This window comes from Halomonas sp. HP20-15, assembly GCF_033446685.1.
GTDB lineage: Bacteria > Pseudomonadota > Gammaproteobacteria > Pseudomonadales > Halomonadaceae > Modicisalibacter.
Map to the genome: position 1 here is coordinate 165,713 of NZ_JAWQLY010000008.1, position 14,730 is coordinate 180,442.

The 14,730-nt window shown below is 66.0% G+C and carries 14 protein-coding genes and 1 pseudogene; 7 read left to right on the top strand and 8 right to left on the bottom strand.

All coding sequences use genetic code 11. The annotated features are described in order from the left end of the window. Positions 1 to 233 precede the first annotated feature (233 nt). The 3 genes from R6258_RS12360 to R6258_RS12370 are packed head-to-tail and all read left to right on the top strand — an operon-like array spanning position 234 to position 3,768. Positions 234 to 1,031: an IclR family transcriptional regulator gene (locus R6258_RS12360; protein WP_318450692.1), complete on the top strand. Its 798-nt coding sequence runs from the start codon at positions 234 to 236 to the stop codon at positions 1,029 to 1,031. A gap of 5 nt (positions 1,032 to 1,036) precedes the next feature. Next, a complete protein-coding gene (locus tag R6258_RS12365; RefSeq protein WP_318450694.1) occupies positions 1,037 to 2,326 on the top strand; it encodes an FAD-binding oxidoreductase in 1,290 nt (429 codons plus the stop codon). 32 nt (positions 2,327 to 2,358) lie between these two features. Next, on the top strand, positions 2,359 to 3,768 hold the full coding sequence (locus R6258_RS12370; RefSeq protein ID WP_318450696.1) for a Na+/H+ antiporter NhaC family protein: 1,410 nt from the start codon (positions 2,359 to 2,361) through the stop codon (positions 3,766 to 3,768). On the opposite strand, the pseudogene R6258_RS12375 reads toward R6258_RS12370, so the two are convergent. The 4 genes and pseudogenes from R6258_RS12375 to R6258_RS12390 all read right to left on the bottom strand — a co-directional run. Continuing rightward, positions 3,745 to 3,903: pseudogene (locus R6258_RS12375) on the bottom strand (putative quorum-sensing-regulated virulence factor); the annotation flags it as partial. The gene R6258_RS12370 and the pseudogene R6258_RS12375 sit on opposite strands and share 24 nt — an antisense overlap. Then, positions 3,870 to 5,180: a TRAP transporter large permease subunit gene (locus R6258_RS12380; protein ID WP_318450698.1), complete on the bottom strand. Its 1,311-nt coding sequence runs from the start codon at positions 5,178 to 5,180 to the stop codon at positions 3,870 to 3,872. The pseudogene R6258_RS12375 and the gene R6258_RS12380, both read right to left, overlap by 34 nt. Further along, positions 5,181 to 5,741, bottom strand: a complete 561-nt coding sequence (locus tag R6258_RS12385) for a TRAP transporter small permease (RefSeq protein WP_318450699.1) — start codon at positions 5,739 to 5,741, stop codon at positions 5,181 to 5,183. Further along, positions 5,741 to 6,757: a TRAP transporter substrate-binding protein gene (locus tag R6258_RS12390; protein WP_318450700.1), complete on the bottom strand. Its 1,017-nt coding sequence runs from the start codon at positions 6,755 to 6,757 to the stop codon at positions 5,741 to 5,743. The genes R6258_RS12385 and R6258_RS12390 overlap by 1 nt, the downstream gene beginning before the upstream one ends. 265 nt (positions 6,758 to 7,022) lie before the next feature. On the opposite strand from R6258_RS12390, the gene R6258_RS12395 reads away from it, so the two are divergent. Both R6258_RS12395 and R6258_RS12400 read left to right on the top strand, forming a co-directional pair. Beyond that, a complete protein-coding gene (locus R6258_RS12395; protein WP_318450702.1) occupies positions 7,023 to 8,765 on the top strand; it encodes a sodium:solute symporter family protein in 1,743 nt (580 codons plus the stop codon). 90 nt (positions 8,766 to 8,855) lie between these two features. Next, positions 8,856 to 9,728 (top strand): DMT family transporter, encoded by an 873-nt coding sequence (locus R6258_RS12400; protein WP_318450703.1) that lies wholly within the window; start codon positions 8,856 to 8,858, stop codon positions 9,726 to 9,728. Positions 9,729 to 9,735: 7 nt separating this feature from the next. Here R6258_RS12400 and R6258_RS12405 read toward each other — a convergent pair whose 3' ends face one another. Further along, positions 9,736 to 9,957 carry a DUF3820 family protein gene (locus R6258_RS12405; protein ID WP_318450705.1) on the bottom strand — a complete coding sequence of 74 codons (222 nt, stop codon included), beginning with the start codon at positions 9,955 to 9,957 and terminating at the stop codon, positions 9,736 to 9,738. Between the two features lie 58 nt (positions 9,958 to 10,015). Then, entirely contained in the window at positions 10,016 to 10,924 is a 909-nt protein-coding gene (locus R6258_RS12410; protein ID WP_318450707.1) for a LysR family transcriptional regulator, read from the bottom strand. A gap of 108 nt (positions 10,925 to 11,032) precedes the next feature. Between R6258_RS12410 and R6258_RS12415 the strand changes: the two genes are divergently transcribed. Both R6258_RS12415 and R6258_RS12420 read left to right on the top strand, forming a co-directional pair. Beyond that, on the top strand, positions 11,033 to 11,908 hold the full coding sequence (locus R6258_RS12415; protein WP_318450709.1) for an aldo/keto reductase family oxidoreductase: 876 nt from the start codon (positions 11,033 to 11,035) through the stop codon (positions 11,906 to 11,908). 94 nt (positions 11,909 to 12,002) lie between these two features. After that, on the top strand, positions 12,003 to 12,752 hold the full coding sequence (locus R6258_RS12420; protein WP_318450711.1) for a FadR/GntR family transcriptional regulator: 750 nt from the start codon (positions 12,003 to 12,005) through the stop codon (positions 12,750 to 12,752). Positions 12,753 to 12,756: 4 nt separating this feature from the next. Here R6258_RS12420 and R6258_RS12425 read toward each other — a convergent pair whose 3' ends face one another. After that, positions 12,757 to 14,010 (bottom strand): M20 family metallo-hydrolase, encoded by a 1,254-nt coding sequence (locus R6258_RS12425; protein WP_318450713.1) that lies wholly within the window; start codon positions 14,008 to 14,010, stop codon positions 12,757 to 12,759. Positions 14,011 to 14,024: 14 nt separating this feature from the next. After that, the gene (locus R6258_RS12430; protein WP_318450715.1) at positions 14,025 to 14,726 is read right to left on the bottom strand and encodes a DUF1028 domain-containing protein; all 702 of its coding nucleotides are present in this window, start codon (positions 14,724 to 14,726) and stop codon (positions 14,025 to 14,027) included. Between the last annotated feature and the right edge of the window lie 4 nt (positions 14,727 to 14,730).

The following is a 14,730-nucleotide window of genomic DNA, read 5'->3' on the forward strand; positions in this document are numbered from 1 at the left end:
TAGCGAGCCATTCCAGTGATTCGCCTTCGACTCAAATCTGTTTTTGGATAACTCGAAACGCTATCCAGCCTAGATCAGCTTTTCTTGAGATGCTGACAATAACTGCCGCTGAGACAACGCTGCCGTCTGCCAATATCGTCTTGTCTCACTTAATGAGATGAAGTCGGAAATTTGTCTTGCTATGTTCTTCGGCACATCAACCAATAACGACAAAAGCCATGCCCGCGAAAGCCATGTCTGCGAAAGATAGCGCCCCCGCCCAGGGGCCGAGCACGTTGGCCCATGCCATGCAGATTCTGCAGATCACCGCACGCGGCGGATATCGCGGTGCGAGCGTCGACGACTATCTGGACGCCATGGATTTCAGCCGCCCCACGCTCTATCGCCTGCTGAAGGGGCTCAAGGCGCAAGGTTTCTTGCGTTCTGCGCCGATTCGTGGCCGTTACATGCTCGGTTACGAATTGCTGGTACTGGGCGCTCAGGCGGGCAACGGCGCGGGGCTGCGCGACTTGGCGCGGCCGAGACTGCTGGCCCTGGCCCAGCGCCTGGGAGACAGCTTCTATCTGTTCGCTCGCGATGGCGTCAATGCCGTTTGTCTGGAAGTGCAGAACGGCGCCTATCCCGTGGGCAGCTTCGTGCGGGCCACGGGCGGTCGCCTGCCGCTCGGCGTCGGGCAGGCCTCGATCGCCCTGCTCGCCTATCTGGGTGAGGCCGAGCGCCAGGAAATTCTCGTCAACAACGCTGAGCGCCTGCGTGACGAGTTCTCGCTGTCCATCGCCAGCATCGAGGCGGAGATCGATCACGTGCTCGCCCACGGCTTCGCCCGCGGCGTCGAGGGCTCCCAATTGCCCGAGTACACCGGCCTGGCGGTCCCCGTTCTCGACCACAGCGGCCACCCGCTGGGCGCCATGAGCTGCTCGATGCTCAAGTCGCGCATGACCGACACGCACCGCCAGGAGGTGCTGCAAGGCATGCGGGAAGAAGTCGGCGAGATGATCGATCAGGCCCATGGCCTGCTTTACCTGGATTGAACCCGATGCCACGCCTCACCCATCCCTCTCATCAACGCACCTGCGGCTGGAACGACTGGCTAGCGGAACGTAAACCGCATCCGCCGTTGCGCGGGGAGGCGGTGGCGGACGTCGTGGTGATCGGTGCCGGTTATACCGGTATCTCCGCGGCCATGACCTGGCAGCGGGAGCGCCCTCAAGACCGCATCAAGATTCTGGAAGCCGACGTGGTCGGTGAGGGCAGCCCCGGGCGCAACTCGGGGTTCATGCTCGAGGTGGCGCTCGCCAACGATGCGCGCCCGGAGGAACTGGCGCGCATGGCCAAACTGAACGCGCTCAGTCGCCAGACGATGGCCACTTTGCGAGAGCGGGTGGAGCGGCAGGGCATCGACTGCCAGCTTCGCCATAGCGGCACTTATCGCGCGGCGCGTAGCGATGTCGGCCGGCGCTCGCTGCGCCAGTACCGCAACTTCCTCGAGGCCGCCGGGCTCAGCTATCAGCCGCTGGATGGCGAGCAGCTCGAGGCGCGCATCGGCACTCGCTACTACCAGGAAGGCCTTTACTCGCCGGACTGCTACCTGGTCCAGCCGGCGGCGTTGATCACCGGGCTGGCCGATAGCCTGGACGAAGCAATCGAGCTTCACGAGCGGACCCCGGCCACGGGTATCGTCGCCGACGGCAAGGACTGGCGAATCACGACCCCCGAGGGCGAGGTGAGAGCCACCCGGGTGATCCTCGCCAACAACGCCTTCTCGCGTGCCCTCGGCGCCGACCGGGCGCGGCTGACCGCCATCTACACCTACGCCGCCGTCACGCCGCCACTGGCATCACCGCACCGCGAGCGCATCGCGGCCGAGACCTGGGGCCTGCTTCCGGCGCACCGGCTGGGCTGCACGCTACGCACTACCAGCGACGGGCGCCTGATGATTCGCTCGCGCTACAGCTACGAGCGCGAAGCGGACAACGCGCGCATCGAGGCAAAGCTGCGCGCGAGCCTCGAGGCGCGTTACCCCGAACTCGCACCGCTCCACTTCGACAAGATGTGGGGCGGCACCACCGGCTTCACCCATAACGGCGCGCCGCTATGGGGCGAGATCCAGCCGGGCTTGTACGTCTCCGCAGGCTGCAACGGCGGCGGGATCGTCAAGGGCACCTATCTTGGCGACGCCTTGGCCCGCCATGCCATGGGCCTGCCGGTGGAGGACATCGCGTCGCTATTCGGCACGGCCAGCTGGATGCCGCCCGATCCCGTGCGTCGCCTCGGCTTTTATCTGACCAGTGAAATAGAGCGTCGCAAGGCGCAAAGCGAGACCTGAACCCCTCGACCACAATAAAAAGTGAGACTGCAATGGATCCTCAAGATCATGTTGGGCTGATATCGATCATGCCGGCGGCGCTGGCCATCGTGCTGGCGTTTATGACGCGCAATACGGTGTTCTCGTTGGCCGTGGCGTGCTTCGCGGGCGTCATCGCCCTGGGCAACGGATTGATGGGCTTTCCGACCCTGCTCAAGGAAACCCTCGGGACCACCAGTTTTTCCTGGATACTGCTGCTGGAACTGTTCATCGGTACGGTGATCGCCTTCTTCCAGCGTACCGGTGCCATCCAGAACTTCACCGCCTGGGTCGAACGCCGCGCCCTGACACGCGTCCGCGTACAGCTGATCGCCTGGCTGATGGGCATGTTCGTGTTCTTCAGCGACTATTTCAGCCCGCTGTTCGTCGGCAGCACCATGCGCGGTTTGACCGACCGCTATCGCGTCTCCCGCGAGAAGCTCGCCTACATCGCCGACTCCACCTCGGCGCCGGTCAGCGTACTGGTGCCCATTACCGGATGGGCGGTGTTCATTTCCGGGCTGTTGATCGGCATGGGCCCCATCGAGAATGCCACGCAGGCGATGGGCGTCTTTCTCCATGCCATTCCATTCAATCTCTACGCCTGGCTTTCCGTGCTGGTCGTCGGCCTGGTGATCATCGGCGTGATTCCGCTTTTCGGGCCGATGCGCAAGGCGGAAAGGCGCGCCCAGGAGGAGGGCAAGGTACTGCGCGACGGCGCCGAGCCGCTGATCGGTGAAGAGCTGACCGAAATCCCCGCCTACGAAGGGGCGCGTACCAGCCTGCTGCTGAATTTCTTCGCACCGGTGCTGATCGTGATCGGCGTCGCCGTGGGCACGTTCATCGTCATGGGCTCGGCCAAGACCATGGAAGCCTTCTTGGCCGCCGCCGTGTTCCTGGGCATCGTCATGCGGCTGCAGGGCATCCCCTTCAACGACATCATGAAGACCTCTATTTCGGGCATGAAAGGGGTGATGCCCGCGATAATAATCCTGGCTCTGGCCTATTCGCTCAATCAGCTCTCCAAGGACATGGGCACGGCCAACTATATCGTCGAGGCCACCTCCGCTTGGCTCACACCCTCGCTGCTGCCGGCCATGACCTTCCTGATCGCCTCGCTGATCGCCTTTTCCACCGGCACCTCGTGGGGAACCTTCGCCATCATGATGCCCCTGGCGGTGCCCCTGGCCTTCAACTTCAGCGCTGACGCCATCACCCCGCTGGTCTACGTCACCGTCTCGGCAGTCGCCGGGGGCGGGGTGTTCGGCGATCACTGCTCACCTCTGTCGGATACCTCGGTGCTCGCATCGACCGGCGCAGCCTCCGATCACATCGACCATATCAAGACGCAGATTCCCTTCGCGCTCGCGGTGGCACTGCTGTCCCTCGCCGCCTATTTGCTAATCGGCATCACGCTGACGTAGCGGATCGAGCAGCTCGCTCAGGCCGTTATGATCGATCTCGTGCATCAGTTCGAGCAGCTGGCCGACCTCATCGCGCGGGAATCCCTCCCGCGCGAACCAGTTCAGGCACGGCCCGAGAGCACGGTCGGCAACCAAAGAGCGATCGAGGGCCAGAGGCAGATGAGCAAGGCCGCGATGCACATCAGGACGAAAAACGGCGCAGCCGCCAGCGCCACGCGGCCGATGCTTTCCCCCGTCAGCCCCTGCAGCACGAACAGATTGAAGCCGACCGGCGGCGTGATCTGTCCAAGCTCGACCATGATCACCAGAAAGACGCCGAACCACAGTGGGTCGTAACCGGCCTGGACGATAATCGGCAGCGTGATCGGCAGGCTCATCACCGTGATCGAGATTCCATCCAGAAACAATCCCAGCACCACGTAAAACAGGGCCATGGCCAGCAGCAGGGCCACCGGCGAGAACGCTTGGTCGGCAATCCAGCTAGCCAAATCGCGCGGTAGGTGGAGGTACCCCATGGCGGTGGATAGCAGGGCGGCCGCGATGAGCAGACTGCAGACCATCACCGAACTGATCAGCGCGCCGCGCAGGGCGTCGATGAACAGGCTCAGGGTCAGCTGGCGTTCCCACAGGAGTAGCACCAAGGTAGCGGCACAACCGACCGCGGCCGCCTCGGATGGCGTGGCGATCCCGCTGTAGATGGCACCGAGGACGATCACGATCAGTCCCAGTACCGGTGCCAGATTCAGCAGGGCGCGCCCGATGCCGGTCGCATCGCCATCGTCGCGGGGCGCCACGCTCGGGTCGATCAAGCTGCGCATGGCCACGTAGCCGATGTACAGCACGGCGATCAGCAGCCCGGGAAGTACTCCCGCCATGAACAGCTTGCTGATCGAGACCTCGGCCTGGACGCCGTAGACGATCATCACGATCGACGGCGGTATCAGCAGCCCCAGGCTGCCGGCGCCGGCCAGGGAGCCGATCGACAGGTTGCGGTCGTAGTGGCGATTGGCCAGCTCCTGGGTGGTGATCTTGCCGACAGTGGCAGTGGTGGCGGCGCTGGAGCCGCTAACGGCGGCGAACAGGGTGCAGCCCAGCACGTTGGTGTGCAGAATGCCGCCGGGCAGGTGCCGGGTGAGCGGCGTCAGGCCCCGGAACAACCGTTCGGAGATGTCGGAGCGAAAGATCAGCTCGCCCATCAGGATGAACAGTGGGATAGCCGAGAGCTCCCAACTGTTGGCGGCGCGGAACAGGATCTTGGAGAGGATCAGGCCGATCCGCTGGGCGTCGAAGTCGCCCAGCCCCCATAGCGAGAGCATGGCCACGATGACCAGGCCGGAAAACACCCAACTGCCCAAGGCCAGGACGCCGAGCAACAAGGCGATGACTCCGGCGCCAGTGAGTAGCATGTCCATTCATTGGCCTCCGGGCTTGAAGATCTGGCGCTGTGCCAGGATTTGCAGCGCACGCACGGCGAGCGTGAAGCAGAGCAGGTACAAGCCCAGTAGGACTGCGCACTGGGGGATCCACAGCGGGGTTCTGGCCATCGTCTCGCTGATGATGCCGCGTGCATAGCTGCGCTCCACGGCCAGCGTCCAGTATCGGGCCAGCCAGCCGAAGGCGAGCAGCGCAGACATACTGGCGAATAGCTCCAGCGGCCAGCGCCAGCCCTGGGGCAGACGCTCCAGGACGAGAGACACACGGATCAGCCCGCCCTTTACTAGGGCGTAGGGCATGCCGAGAAAGGTCATCGCCGCCACGCTGTAGCCGATGTACTCGTCGAGGATGAATGTGGAACGGCCGAACAGGCGCAGACCGATCTCGAACAGGATGTGCCCGAGCATATATACCACCAGCAGCATGGCGACACCGGCGCCCAGCGCCGCCAGGGCGCTGGACAGCCGGCTCAGTAGCGCGACGACGGGGTTGAGATTGCCGCCGGTTGCGGCGTCCCCGGGCGACTCTGAGGCCGCCATCACTCGCTCTCTTGGCTACGATACTGCTCGAGGATGCGATTGCCGCGATCCCCGGCCGTCTCGACCCAGTTCTCGACCACCGGCTTGGCCGCCTTCTCCAGGCCGGCCTGGAACTCGGCCGGGATGGGGTCATGGATGGCAACCTGATGGTCACGCAGCTGGGCGTAGTTCTGTTCCAGGCGCGCTTTCACCACTTCCCAGTTGTGGACGTCGGTTTCCTTGGCTGCCTGGAGGACCGCCTGCTGAGTGGCCTTGTCGAGATCCTCGAAGGCATCCTTGTTCATGTGCACCATGTTGAGTGGAACGGCGTAGTTGATGGCGCTGAAGTCATTGAGATGTTCCCAGAAGCTGCCGTTGGCGCCCGCCTCTGCCGAGGTCAGCACGGCCTCGACGCCACCGGTGGCAAGCTGGGGCACGACATCGGCCCAGGACAGCTTCACTGGCGAGGCGCCGGCGTTCATCAGCGTCTCCGTGCCGTTGCGATCGTAGCTGCGGATCTTGAGATCCTGGAGATCTTCCATGCTGGTCACCGCGTTCTTGGACCAGATACCGCTGGCCGGCCACGGCGAGGCGTACAGCAGAATCTGGTTGTTGTCCTCGAAGACCTTGGCGTATTCGGGCCGGGCGATGTCGTAGAGCCGATGCGCGGATTCGATATCGTCCGCCACGAAGGGCAATGAGGAAAGCAGGAAAATGGGGTCGATGCCGCCCAGAGTGCCGGATAGGCTATCGGCGATCTGTACGGCATTGTCGGCTACGGCGTAGAAGTGATCCGCCGAGCGGAAGCCCAGCGAGCCGCCCGTGTGCAGAGTGATGTCGACTTCGCCGTCGGTCAGTTCCTTGACCCGGTCGATGAACCAGGCATCGCCTTGGGCATGGATTGAACTGGCATTGTATTCGTTCGAGAAATCCATGCTGGAGGCCGAGTAGACGGGCGCGGCCAGTGTCACCAGGCCGAGCGTCAATAGGGAACGCTTCAGAACACGGCCGAGCGTAAGCAGGGGGCTGCCAAGCATGAGGGAATCCTTTTGATTGTAATGGTCGACCCAGAGCTTCATGCAACGCCCCCTGAGCGGCAGGCCCGTTGGCGACGTCAAGCGTTCCCTTCACGACATCGGCGGCCGAACGGGGCTTCGCCGCCGGGCTCGACGGGGCCGGCTTAACCGAGGAATGGATACGGATCGGTGTCGCGTAAACCTTTCGGCGTGACGTTGAGAGAACGATAGGTATGGGCACGGCCCGCATTATGGCGGGCTCCAATGAACAAGAACGGTTTCCGCCATGGTCTATACCACCGCCATTCTGCTCAGCCTGATCGGCTACTTCATCATCGGTCACCTGGCTGGGCGTCGCGTCAAGCATCTCGACGATTACCTGGTTGCAGGTCGGAATGCGCCGACCTTTCTCATCCTCGGTACGCTGGTGGCCAGCTACCTGAGCACCAGCGCCTTCCTCGGCGAGACCGGCTTCGCCTACAGCGGGTATCCCTTCGTCATGCTGATATTTGCCGCCATCAGTACCTCGGGCTGTCTGCTGGGCGCGCTGGCCTTCGGTCGCTACCTGCGGCGCAGCGGCGCCCTTACGGTGCCCGAGTTCTTCGGCAAGCGTTTCGCCTCTCGGCGCGTGCAGGTGGTTGCCGGCCTGACCACCGTGGTCGGGCTGGGTGCCTACTTGCTGGGCGTGATGCAGGGTGCGGGGATCATGTTCGAGGAGCTCACCGGGTTGCCGTACTGGGTGGGGCTGGTGCTGGTCTGGCTGACTTACACCGGCTTCATTCTGTATTCAGGGTCGCCCGGCGTGGTATTGACCGACACGGTGATGTTCGTCATTTTCTCGCTGGCCGCGCTGGGTGGTTCGCTCTACATCATCAACGACCTGGGCGGTTGGCACGGTGTCATCGAAGGGCTGCTGAGCCAGTCCGACAAGCCCGGCATCGCGCTATGGCACGGTGTCGTCGAAGGCGACGACGCGACCTTCTCCTCGCCCGCCGAGGCGTTGACCTGGGGGCTGACGCTGGGGCTGGTCTGGGCTGCGGTGCTCGCCGCCAGCCCCTGGCAGGCCAGCCGTTATCTGATGGCTCGCAATGAGCACGTGGTGATGCGCTCGGCGATGCTCACCGCCGTGGCGCTGGCGATCTTCTATGCCCTGATGATGATGACCGGCGCGGCCATCAACCTCTACGACCCCGGGCTCGATGCCGAGCACGCCATGGTCTGGTCGGCGCTCAACGTGCTGCCGACCTGGCTGGGTATCGTCATCCTGACCGGTGTCTTTGCGGCCGGGTTGTCGTCCTGCTCGACCTTCCTGTCGATCATCGGCTTCAGCCTTTCCAACGACATCCTGCCCGCCTCGCGTGACGAGAAAACCGCAATGCGCACAAGCCGGCTCGCGGTGCTGGCCGCCGGCCTGACCGCGCTGGTGCTGGCGCTGTTCCAGCCGCCGGCGGTGATGGCCGTGGTGTGGTTCGCGGCGACCCTGTTCGCCTCGTCCTGGGGGCCGGTGGCGCTGATGAGCATCTGGAGCCGTCGGATCACCGCCGCCGGCGCGGCCTGGGGCCTGATCGTCGGCTTCGTCGGCAACCTGCTGCTCTCGCTGGCCACCCAAGCCGAATGGATCGCGCTGCCCGTCTATCTGCACCCCGTCGTGATCAGTACCGCGGCGGCGGTAGTGGCCATCATGCTGGCCTCGCGCCTGACTACGGTCAGCCAGGCGGAGCGCGACTACCTGGCAAGCCTGCATCGGCGGGATGAAGACATCCAGGGTCGCTGGGAAAGCGGCACACGCCGGATCGCCATCTGCACCATGGTGACGGGGATTCTGGTGGGTGTCTTCCTGTGGTACCAATACGCGGAAACGCTCGCCGGGCTGGCGGACCGCTTCCACGTCGCCGATTCGGCCACGCTGGGCGCCTATGCACTGGCAGTTGGCTGTGGCGGCATGCTGTTCATCGCCGGTGCGGTGGGCTATCGGGTCGCCAGAACCCGCCGCGCCGGGGCGCCGCAAGGTGTGGCCACCGACACCTGACGCGGATGGCGCCACCGCTGGCTGCTGCCATCGCTGGGGGGCGCGTCGCCAACGGCGTGGCCCCCGAACCTTGGACGCGAGGTCCATGCGATGTCTCTTGAATTGCAGGATCACCGCCGTGGCCTGCTGCTGGCCGCGTTCGGCGTTCTGGTGTTGAGCTTCGACAGCCTGCTGGTCCGCCTGGCATCGAGCGACGGCTGGAACATCGTGTTCTGGCGGGGCAGCTTGATGGCGCTCTCCATGGGGCTTCTCTATTGCCGGAAATCGCGTCTTGCCACCTTGAAGGGCCACGAGGGCGCCGCCCTGCTGTCGGCGTTGCTGCTGGCCGCCATGTCCATACTGTTCGTCATGGCGGTCATGCATACACGGGTCGCCAACGTCGTGGTCATCCTAAGCACGGCGCCCTTGTTCGCGGCGTTGTTGACCCGCTTCTGCCTGCGCGAAACCGTCTCGGCGCGAACCTGGGTGGCGATCGCGTTCTCGACTCTGGGGTTACTGATCGTCTTCGCCGGCTCGATGGAAAGCGCAGGGATGCTGGGCAACGTCTACGCGCTGGGCGCCTCTGCGGCCGTGGGCGGCAATCTCACGCTGTTGCGACGTTTTCCCGCGATGGACAGGCTACCGTTGATCGTCGCCGGCGGCCTCGTCTCGGCGGTGATCGCACTGCCCATGGCGACCCCGCTGAAACTCGCCCCCGGCAGCTACGCCGTCCTCGCCGTCATGGGGCTGGTCCAGATGCCGCTGGCGACGGCGCTGATCAATAACGCGACGCGCTACCTGCCTTCCGCCGAAGTCGCGCTTTTCTACCTCGTCGAGGCGATACTCGGCACGCTATGGGTCTGGTGGGTACTCGGAGAACGCCCACCGGGCGCCACCGTCTACGGCGGTACGCTCACCCTGGTCACATTGGTCGCGAATGCCTGGCTGGGGCTGCGGGCGAGGGCGGCCGCCAGACCCGGGTGAGCGAGCGTCATTCGGCGTGCTGTTGCCGCAACGGCACGAGCAGGTCGCTCAGACCGTTGTGGTCGATCTCGTGCATCAGTTCGAGCAGCTGGCCTATCTCACCGCGCGGGAAACCCTCCCGCGCGAACCAGTTCAGGTACGGTCCGGGCAGGTCGGCGATCAACCGGCCCTCGTACTTGCCGAACGGCATTCTGCGGGTCACCAGCTTTTCCAGGTCCTCGGGTTTCACGCAATGGGCTCCTTGGTGAGTGACTTCTTGATGAATGGTGCCTCGGGCATCGCGGCGTTCAGGCGCCGCCTCCCGACGCCTTGACGAAGTCGACGAATGCCCGCAGCGGCGCGGGCATGAGACGGCGTCCCGGATAGTAGAGAAAGGGCCCCGAGAAGCGCTGCCACCAGGGCTCGAGGATGGGCTCGAGCTCGCCGCTGTCGAACCGCGGGCCCAGCCACGTCTCGAACAGACCGACGATGCCCAGGCCGGCGACCGCCGCCTCGATGGCCAGATCGCTCGCCCCGCCGGCCTCGACGATCATCTGGCCGTGGGGGTCGACCCGCACCACCTCACCGTCACGCTCGAATTCCCAGGGCGGCATCGCCCCGCTGGGGAAGCGATGACGCAGGCAGGCATGGTCGAGCAGCTCGCGGGGATGCGACGGCCGCCCGCGGCGCTCGAGATAGGCGGGCGAGGCGCCCACAGCGAAGCGCTGGGTGAGCGGCCCGATGGGGATCGCGATCATGTCCTGCTCCAGCCGCTCCTCGTAGCGAATGCCGGCATCGCAGCCCGCCGCGAGCACATCGACGAAGCTCTCCTCGGTGACCACTTCGAGGCGAATCTCGGGGTAGGCCGCCATAAAGGGCGGGACGATGGACGGCAATACCAGCCGCGCCACGCTCACCGGCACGTTGAGGCGCAGCAGGCCCGCCGGCTTGTCGCGAAACACGTTGATCACGTCCAGCGCGGCCTCCATCTCGGCGAACACCGGGCCGAGTCGCGCCAACAGGCCCTGGCCGGCCTCGGTCGGCACGACGCTGCGCGTCGTGCGGTTCAGCAGCCGGACGCCGAGTTGCGCTTCCAGGCGACGCACCGCTTCGCTCAGGCCCGAGGCGCTGACCCCGCTCGAGCGCGCCCCTTCGCGAAAGCCGCCGGCGCGCGCCACCGTCACGAAGGCGTTCAGATCACCCAGCTCGTTGTTCATTGTTCGCCATCCTGCACAACCTGTGCGGATTGTGTGGGATTATCGCGGGAAAGCCCAGCGCCTATGGTGGTCTTACCAACCACGAGAAGTCCAAGTGAGGGCAACACCATGAATCAGCATCAACCTGCCAGCTTCGCGCTGGGCGATCACCGCGTCGGCCGACTGGGCTATGGCGCCATGCAATTGGCCGGCCCCGGCGTCTTCGGTCCGCCCAGGGATCGCGAGGCCGCCTTGGCGGTATTGCGCGAGGCGGTGGCGAAGGGCGTCAACCACATCGACACCAGCGATTTCTACGGCCCGCATGTCACCAACCGGCTGATTCGCGAGGCGCTGGCGCCGTATCCCGCCGATCTTTGCCTGGTCACCAAGATCGGCGCGCGGCGCGATGAAAAGGGCGCCTGGCTGCCGGCCTTCTCGGCCGAGGAACTGACCCGGGCCGTCCACGACAACCTTCGCCATCTCGGCCTCGACGTGCTGGACGTGGTGAACCTGCGCCTGATGTTCGATACCCACGGCCCCGCCGAAGGCGCCATCGAGGAGCCGCTCACGGCGCTGGCGGAACTTCAGCGCCAGGGCCTGGTGCGCCACATCGGGCTCAGCAACGTCACGCCCCGCCAGGTCGCGGAAGGCCGTCGTCTGTGCGAGATCGTCTGCGTGCAGAATCACTACAACCTCGCGCATCGCGACGACGATGCCTTGATCGACGAGCTGGCGCGCGAGGGGATCGCCTACGTGCCGTTCTTCCCGCTGGGCGGGTTCACCCCGCTGCAATCGTCGACGCTATCCGACGTCGCGCGGCGACTGGCGGCCACGCCGATGCAGGTGGCGCTCGCCTGGCTGTTGCGCCGGGCACCGAACATCCTGCTGATACCCGGCACCTCCTCGGTCGCGCATCTGCACGAGAATCTCGCCGCGGCCGAGCTCGAGCTCCCCGAGGCGATGCTCGACGAACTTAACGGCATCGCCAGCGCGACGGATCGATGACGCCACGATCGGGCGGCCAGGCTCGGGCCGGGAAACGCTATTCGCGTTTGCGCGAATGGCTTACCCTTGGCATCCCTATGTCGGCATGAGAGCAATGATGGCTGGTTCCGTATCGCGTCGTCTCCCCTATCACGTCGCGGATACCATCAAGGGCTGGATCGTCGATCGCCAACTGATACCCGGCGATCGGCTGCCCAGCGAGGCCGAGCTGATGGCCTCGCTCAACGTCTCCAAGGGCACCATTCGCGAAAGCACCCGGGTGCTGGAGGCCCAGGGGCTGGTGCAGACGCGCACCGGCCCCGGCGGCGGCGTCTTCGTCTGCCAGATGAGCGAGGCGAAGGCCACCTCGCTGCTCAGCCATTACTTCTATTTCCAGGACATCTCGATCCGCGACATCTACCAGATCCGCCAGGCCCTTGAGCCCGAACTGGCGGCCTCGCTGGCCGGCAAGGTCGGAGCCGAGGATCTGGCGCGTCTGCGCGAGAGCTTGAACGGCTATTGCGACAAGGCGCCCGACCTGGAGGCGGAGCGCCAGCAGCACATCGATTCGCTGCACTTTCATGAAATGCTCGCGGAACTGGCCGGCGGCAATCCGCTGTTGTCGTTCATCATCCGCTTCACGGTGCAGGTGCTCTCCGATTTGACCGTCTACCGGCGACTCTACGAGCCCGGCGATCACCAGATCGGTCCGGTCGGCTGCCAGTACCACGCGCGCATCCTCGACGCCATCGAGCAGGGCGACGCCGAGCGGGCGCGGGAGCTGATGCGCGAGCACATGCGCTCGGCCCAGGCGGTGATGAACGACAACGAGGCCCAGGTCCGGCGCGGGTTCCTGGCCGGCTGAGAAGTCAGGCCCGGCGGTCGGGATCCAGGTCGCCGAGAAAGCGCATCAACACGCGGGTCGCCCGGTCGGCGTCCTCGGCGCTGATCGCCTCGTCGGGGTGATGGCTGAGACCGTCCCTGCAGCGCACGAACAGCATGCCGATGTCGGTCACGTCGTGCATCGCCAGGCCGTCGTGGCCGGCGCCGCTGAACAGCCGCTCGGCGGGTTCGCCGCAGTTCAGGCAGGCGCCCTCCAGGGCCTCGATCAGCCATTCGGCGCAGGCCACCGCCTCGGCCTGGTAGGTGGTTTCGCAGCTCAATTCCAGCTCGCCGTCCGCGGCGATCCGGCGACAGGCCGCCACGATCTCCTCGCGGCCCCGGGCGCGGACGTCGGGATCGGGCGAGCGCAGCTCCAGCGTGAAGTTCACTTCGGCGGGAATCACGTTGACGGCGTTGGGGCGCACCTCGAGCTTGCCGATCACGCCGACGAAATCGTCGGTGGCGTTGAGTACCCGGTCGGCCTCCAGCACCATCCGGGCCGCCCCCACCAGGGCGTCGCGGCGGCCCGGCATGGGCGTGGTGCCGGCATGGCCGGCCTTGCCGGCGACACTCAGCCGGTGCCGCTCGATGCCGGTCAGCGCGCTCACCACGCCCACCGCCCGGTCGCGCTGCTCGAGTACCGGCCCCTGTTCGATGTGCACCTCGACGTAGCCGATCAGCGATTCGCGCCTGCGCGCCAGTTGCGGGATGCGCTCGGGCGCGCCGCCGAACCGCGAGAGCGCCTCGCCGAGGGAGACGCCGTCGGCGTCGCGCGCCTCCAGGCTGGCGGGATCGAAGCTCCCGGCCAGGGCGCGGCTGCCGATCAGGGTCGACTGGAAGCGGGTGCCTTCCTCGTCGCCGAAGGCCACCACCTCGACCCCGTAGGCAAGCTCGACGCCTTCGTCCTTCAGCGCCTGCAGGGCCTGCAGCGGCAGCGCCACGCCCAGCATGCCGTCGTACTTGCCGCCCTCGACCACGGTGTCCTGATGGGAACCGAGGATCAGCGTCCTCTCGCCGGCCAGGGCGCGTGCGTTGCGGCCCACCAGGTTGCCCGAGGCATCGAGTTCGGGAGTCAGCCCGGCCTGGCGCATCCAGTCGCCGATCAACGTCAGCACCTGGCGATGCTCCTCGGAGCAGAACAGCCGCGTGACGCCATCGCCGGGCAGCGAGTACTGGGCGGCCTCGTCCAGGCGCGCCATCAATTGCTGGCCCGGGTTCTCCGGGTGCGTGGAATCGTTCATGGTTCCTCCTGGCATCATTGGCGGGGGAGCGAGGCGAGGAATTCGGCGAAGTCCGGTGCGCGCACGCGTCCCGCGAGTGTGCGAAGCGCCTCGACGGGCCGCTCGTCCCAGTCCACCCGCAGGTCGATGGGCGCGGCGTCGAAGGATTCGATCCGCAGGGCGGCCGAGCGCGCGCCGCGTCTGTCACCACCGGCTCTGAGCGCGGCGTCCAGGGCGTCGATCAGGGTCTCGAGCAGCCGGGATTCGTAGCCGTCGCGGTAACGGGGCGCTGCGCTGCGCGCCCACGCGGCGTCGGGGTTCGTGCAGGTCAGGCTCAGGAAACGCTGCACCAGCGTCGCGACGACCTGGCCACCGGCCAGCATGTTGCCGGCCGCGGCGATCGTCGGGCGCAGCTCGGCGGCGACCTCGGGCAGATTGTCCCCGCCGCTATGCACTGCGGCCCGGCCGCCGGCATCCATCACCAGGCACTGGCGCCGCGCCGCGCCGCCGTCCCGCCTCGTCACCTGATCAAGGGCCTGGCGTACGGTGCGACCCTGGGACAGCGCGTGGCGGATGCCTTCCGGGTACCAGGGATTGGTCGCCAGTCCCTGGGTGGCGCAGGCGCCCAGGCCGCGCCAGGCATGATGCACGTAGCCGCCCACCGCCACGCCGCCGGTGGCGGTCAGCGCGGCGACCGTGCCGGTGGCCGGCTGCACGTGGATCAGCGACAGGGTCACGGCG

What these genes read in the sequence shown, in the direction of transcription:
- R6258_RS12415 (WP_318450709.1), top strand. Translation starts at nt 11,033, where the DNA reads ATGAATCAGCATCAACCTGCCAGCTTCGCGCTGGGCGATCACCGCGTC.
- R6258_RS12420 (WP_318450711.1), top strand. Translation starts at nt 12,003, where the DNA reads ATGATGGCTGGTTCCGTATCGCGTCGTCTCCCCTATCACGTCGCGGAT.
- R6258_RS12360 (WP_318450692.1), top strand. Translation starts at nt 234, where the DNA reads ATGTCTGCGAAAGATAGCGCCCCCGCCCAGGGGCCGAGCACGTTGGCC.
- R6258_RS12390 (WP_318450700.1), bottom strand. Translation starts at nt 6,757, where the DNA reads ATGCTTGGCAGCCCCCTGCTTACGCTCGGCCGTGTTCTGAAGCGTTCC.
- R6258_RS12380 (WP_318450698.1), bottom strand. Translation starts at nt 5,180, where the DNA reads ATGGACATGCTACTCACTGGCGCCGGAGTCATCGCCTTGTTGCTCGGC.
- R6258_RS12410 (WP_318450707.1), bottom strand. Translation starts at nt 10,924, where the DNA reads ATGAACAACGAGCTGGGTGATCTGAACGCCTTCGTGACGGTGGCGCGC.
- R6258_RS12395 (WP_318450702.1), top strand. Translation starts at nt 7,023, where the DNA reads ATGGTCTATACCACCGCCATTCTGCTCAGCCTGATCGGCTACTTCATC.
- R6258_RS12425 (WP_318450713.1), bottom strand. Translation starts at nt 14,010, where the DNA reads ATGAACGATTCCACGCACCCGGAGAACCCGGGCCAGCAATTGATGGCG.
- R6258_RS12370 (WP_318450696.1), top strand. Translation starts at nt 2,359, where the DNA reads ATGGATCCTCAAGATCATGTTGGGCTGATATCGATCATGCCGGCGGCG.
- R6258_RS12400 (WP_318450703.1), top strand. Translation starts at nt 8,856, where the DNA reads ATGTCTCTTGAATTGCAGGATCACCGCCGTGGCCTGCTGCTGGCCGCG.
- R6258_RS12385 (WP_318450699.1), bottom strand. Translation starts at nt 5,741, where the DNA reads ATGGCGGCCTCAGAGTCGCCCGGGGACGCCGCAACCGGCGGCAATCTC.
- R6258_RS12365 (WP_318450694.1), top strand. Translation starts at nt 1,037, where the DNA reads ATGCCACGCCTCACCCATCCCTCTCATCAACGCACCTGCGGCTGGAAC.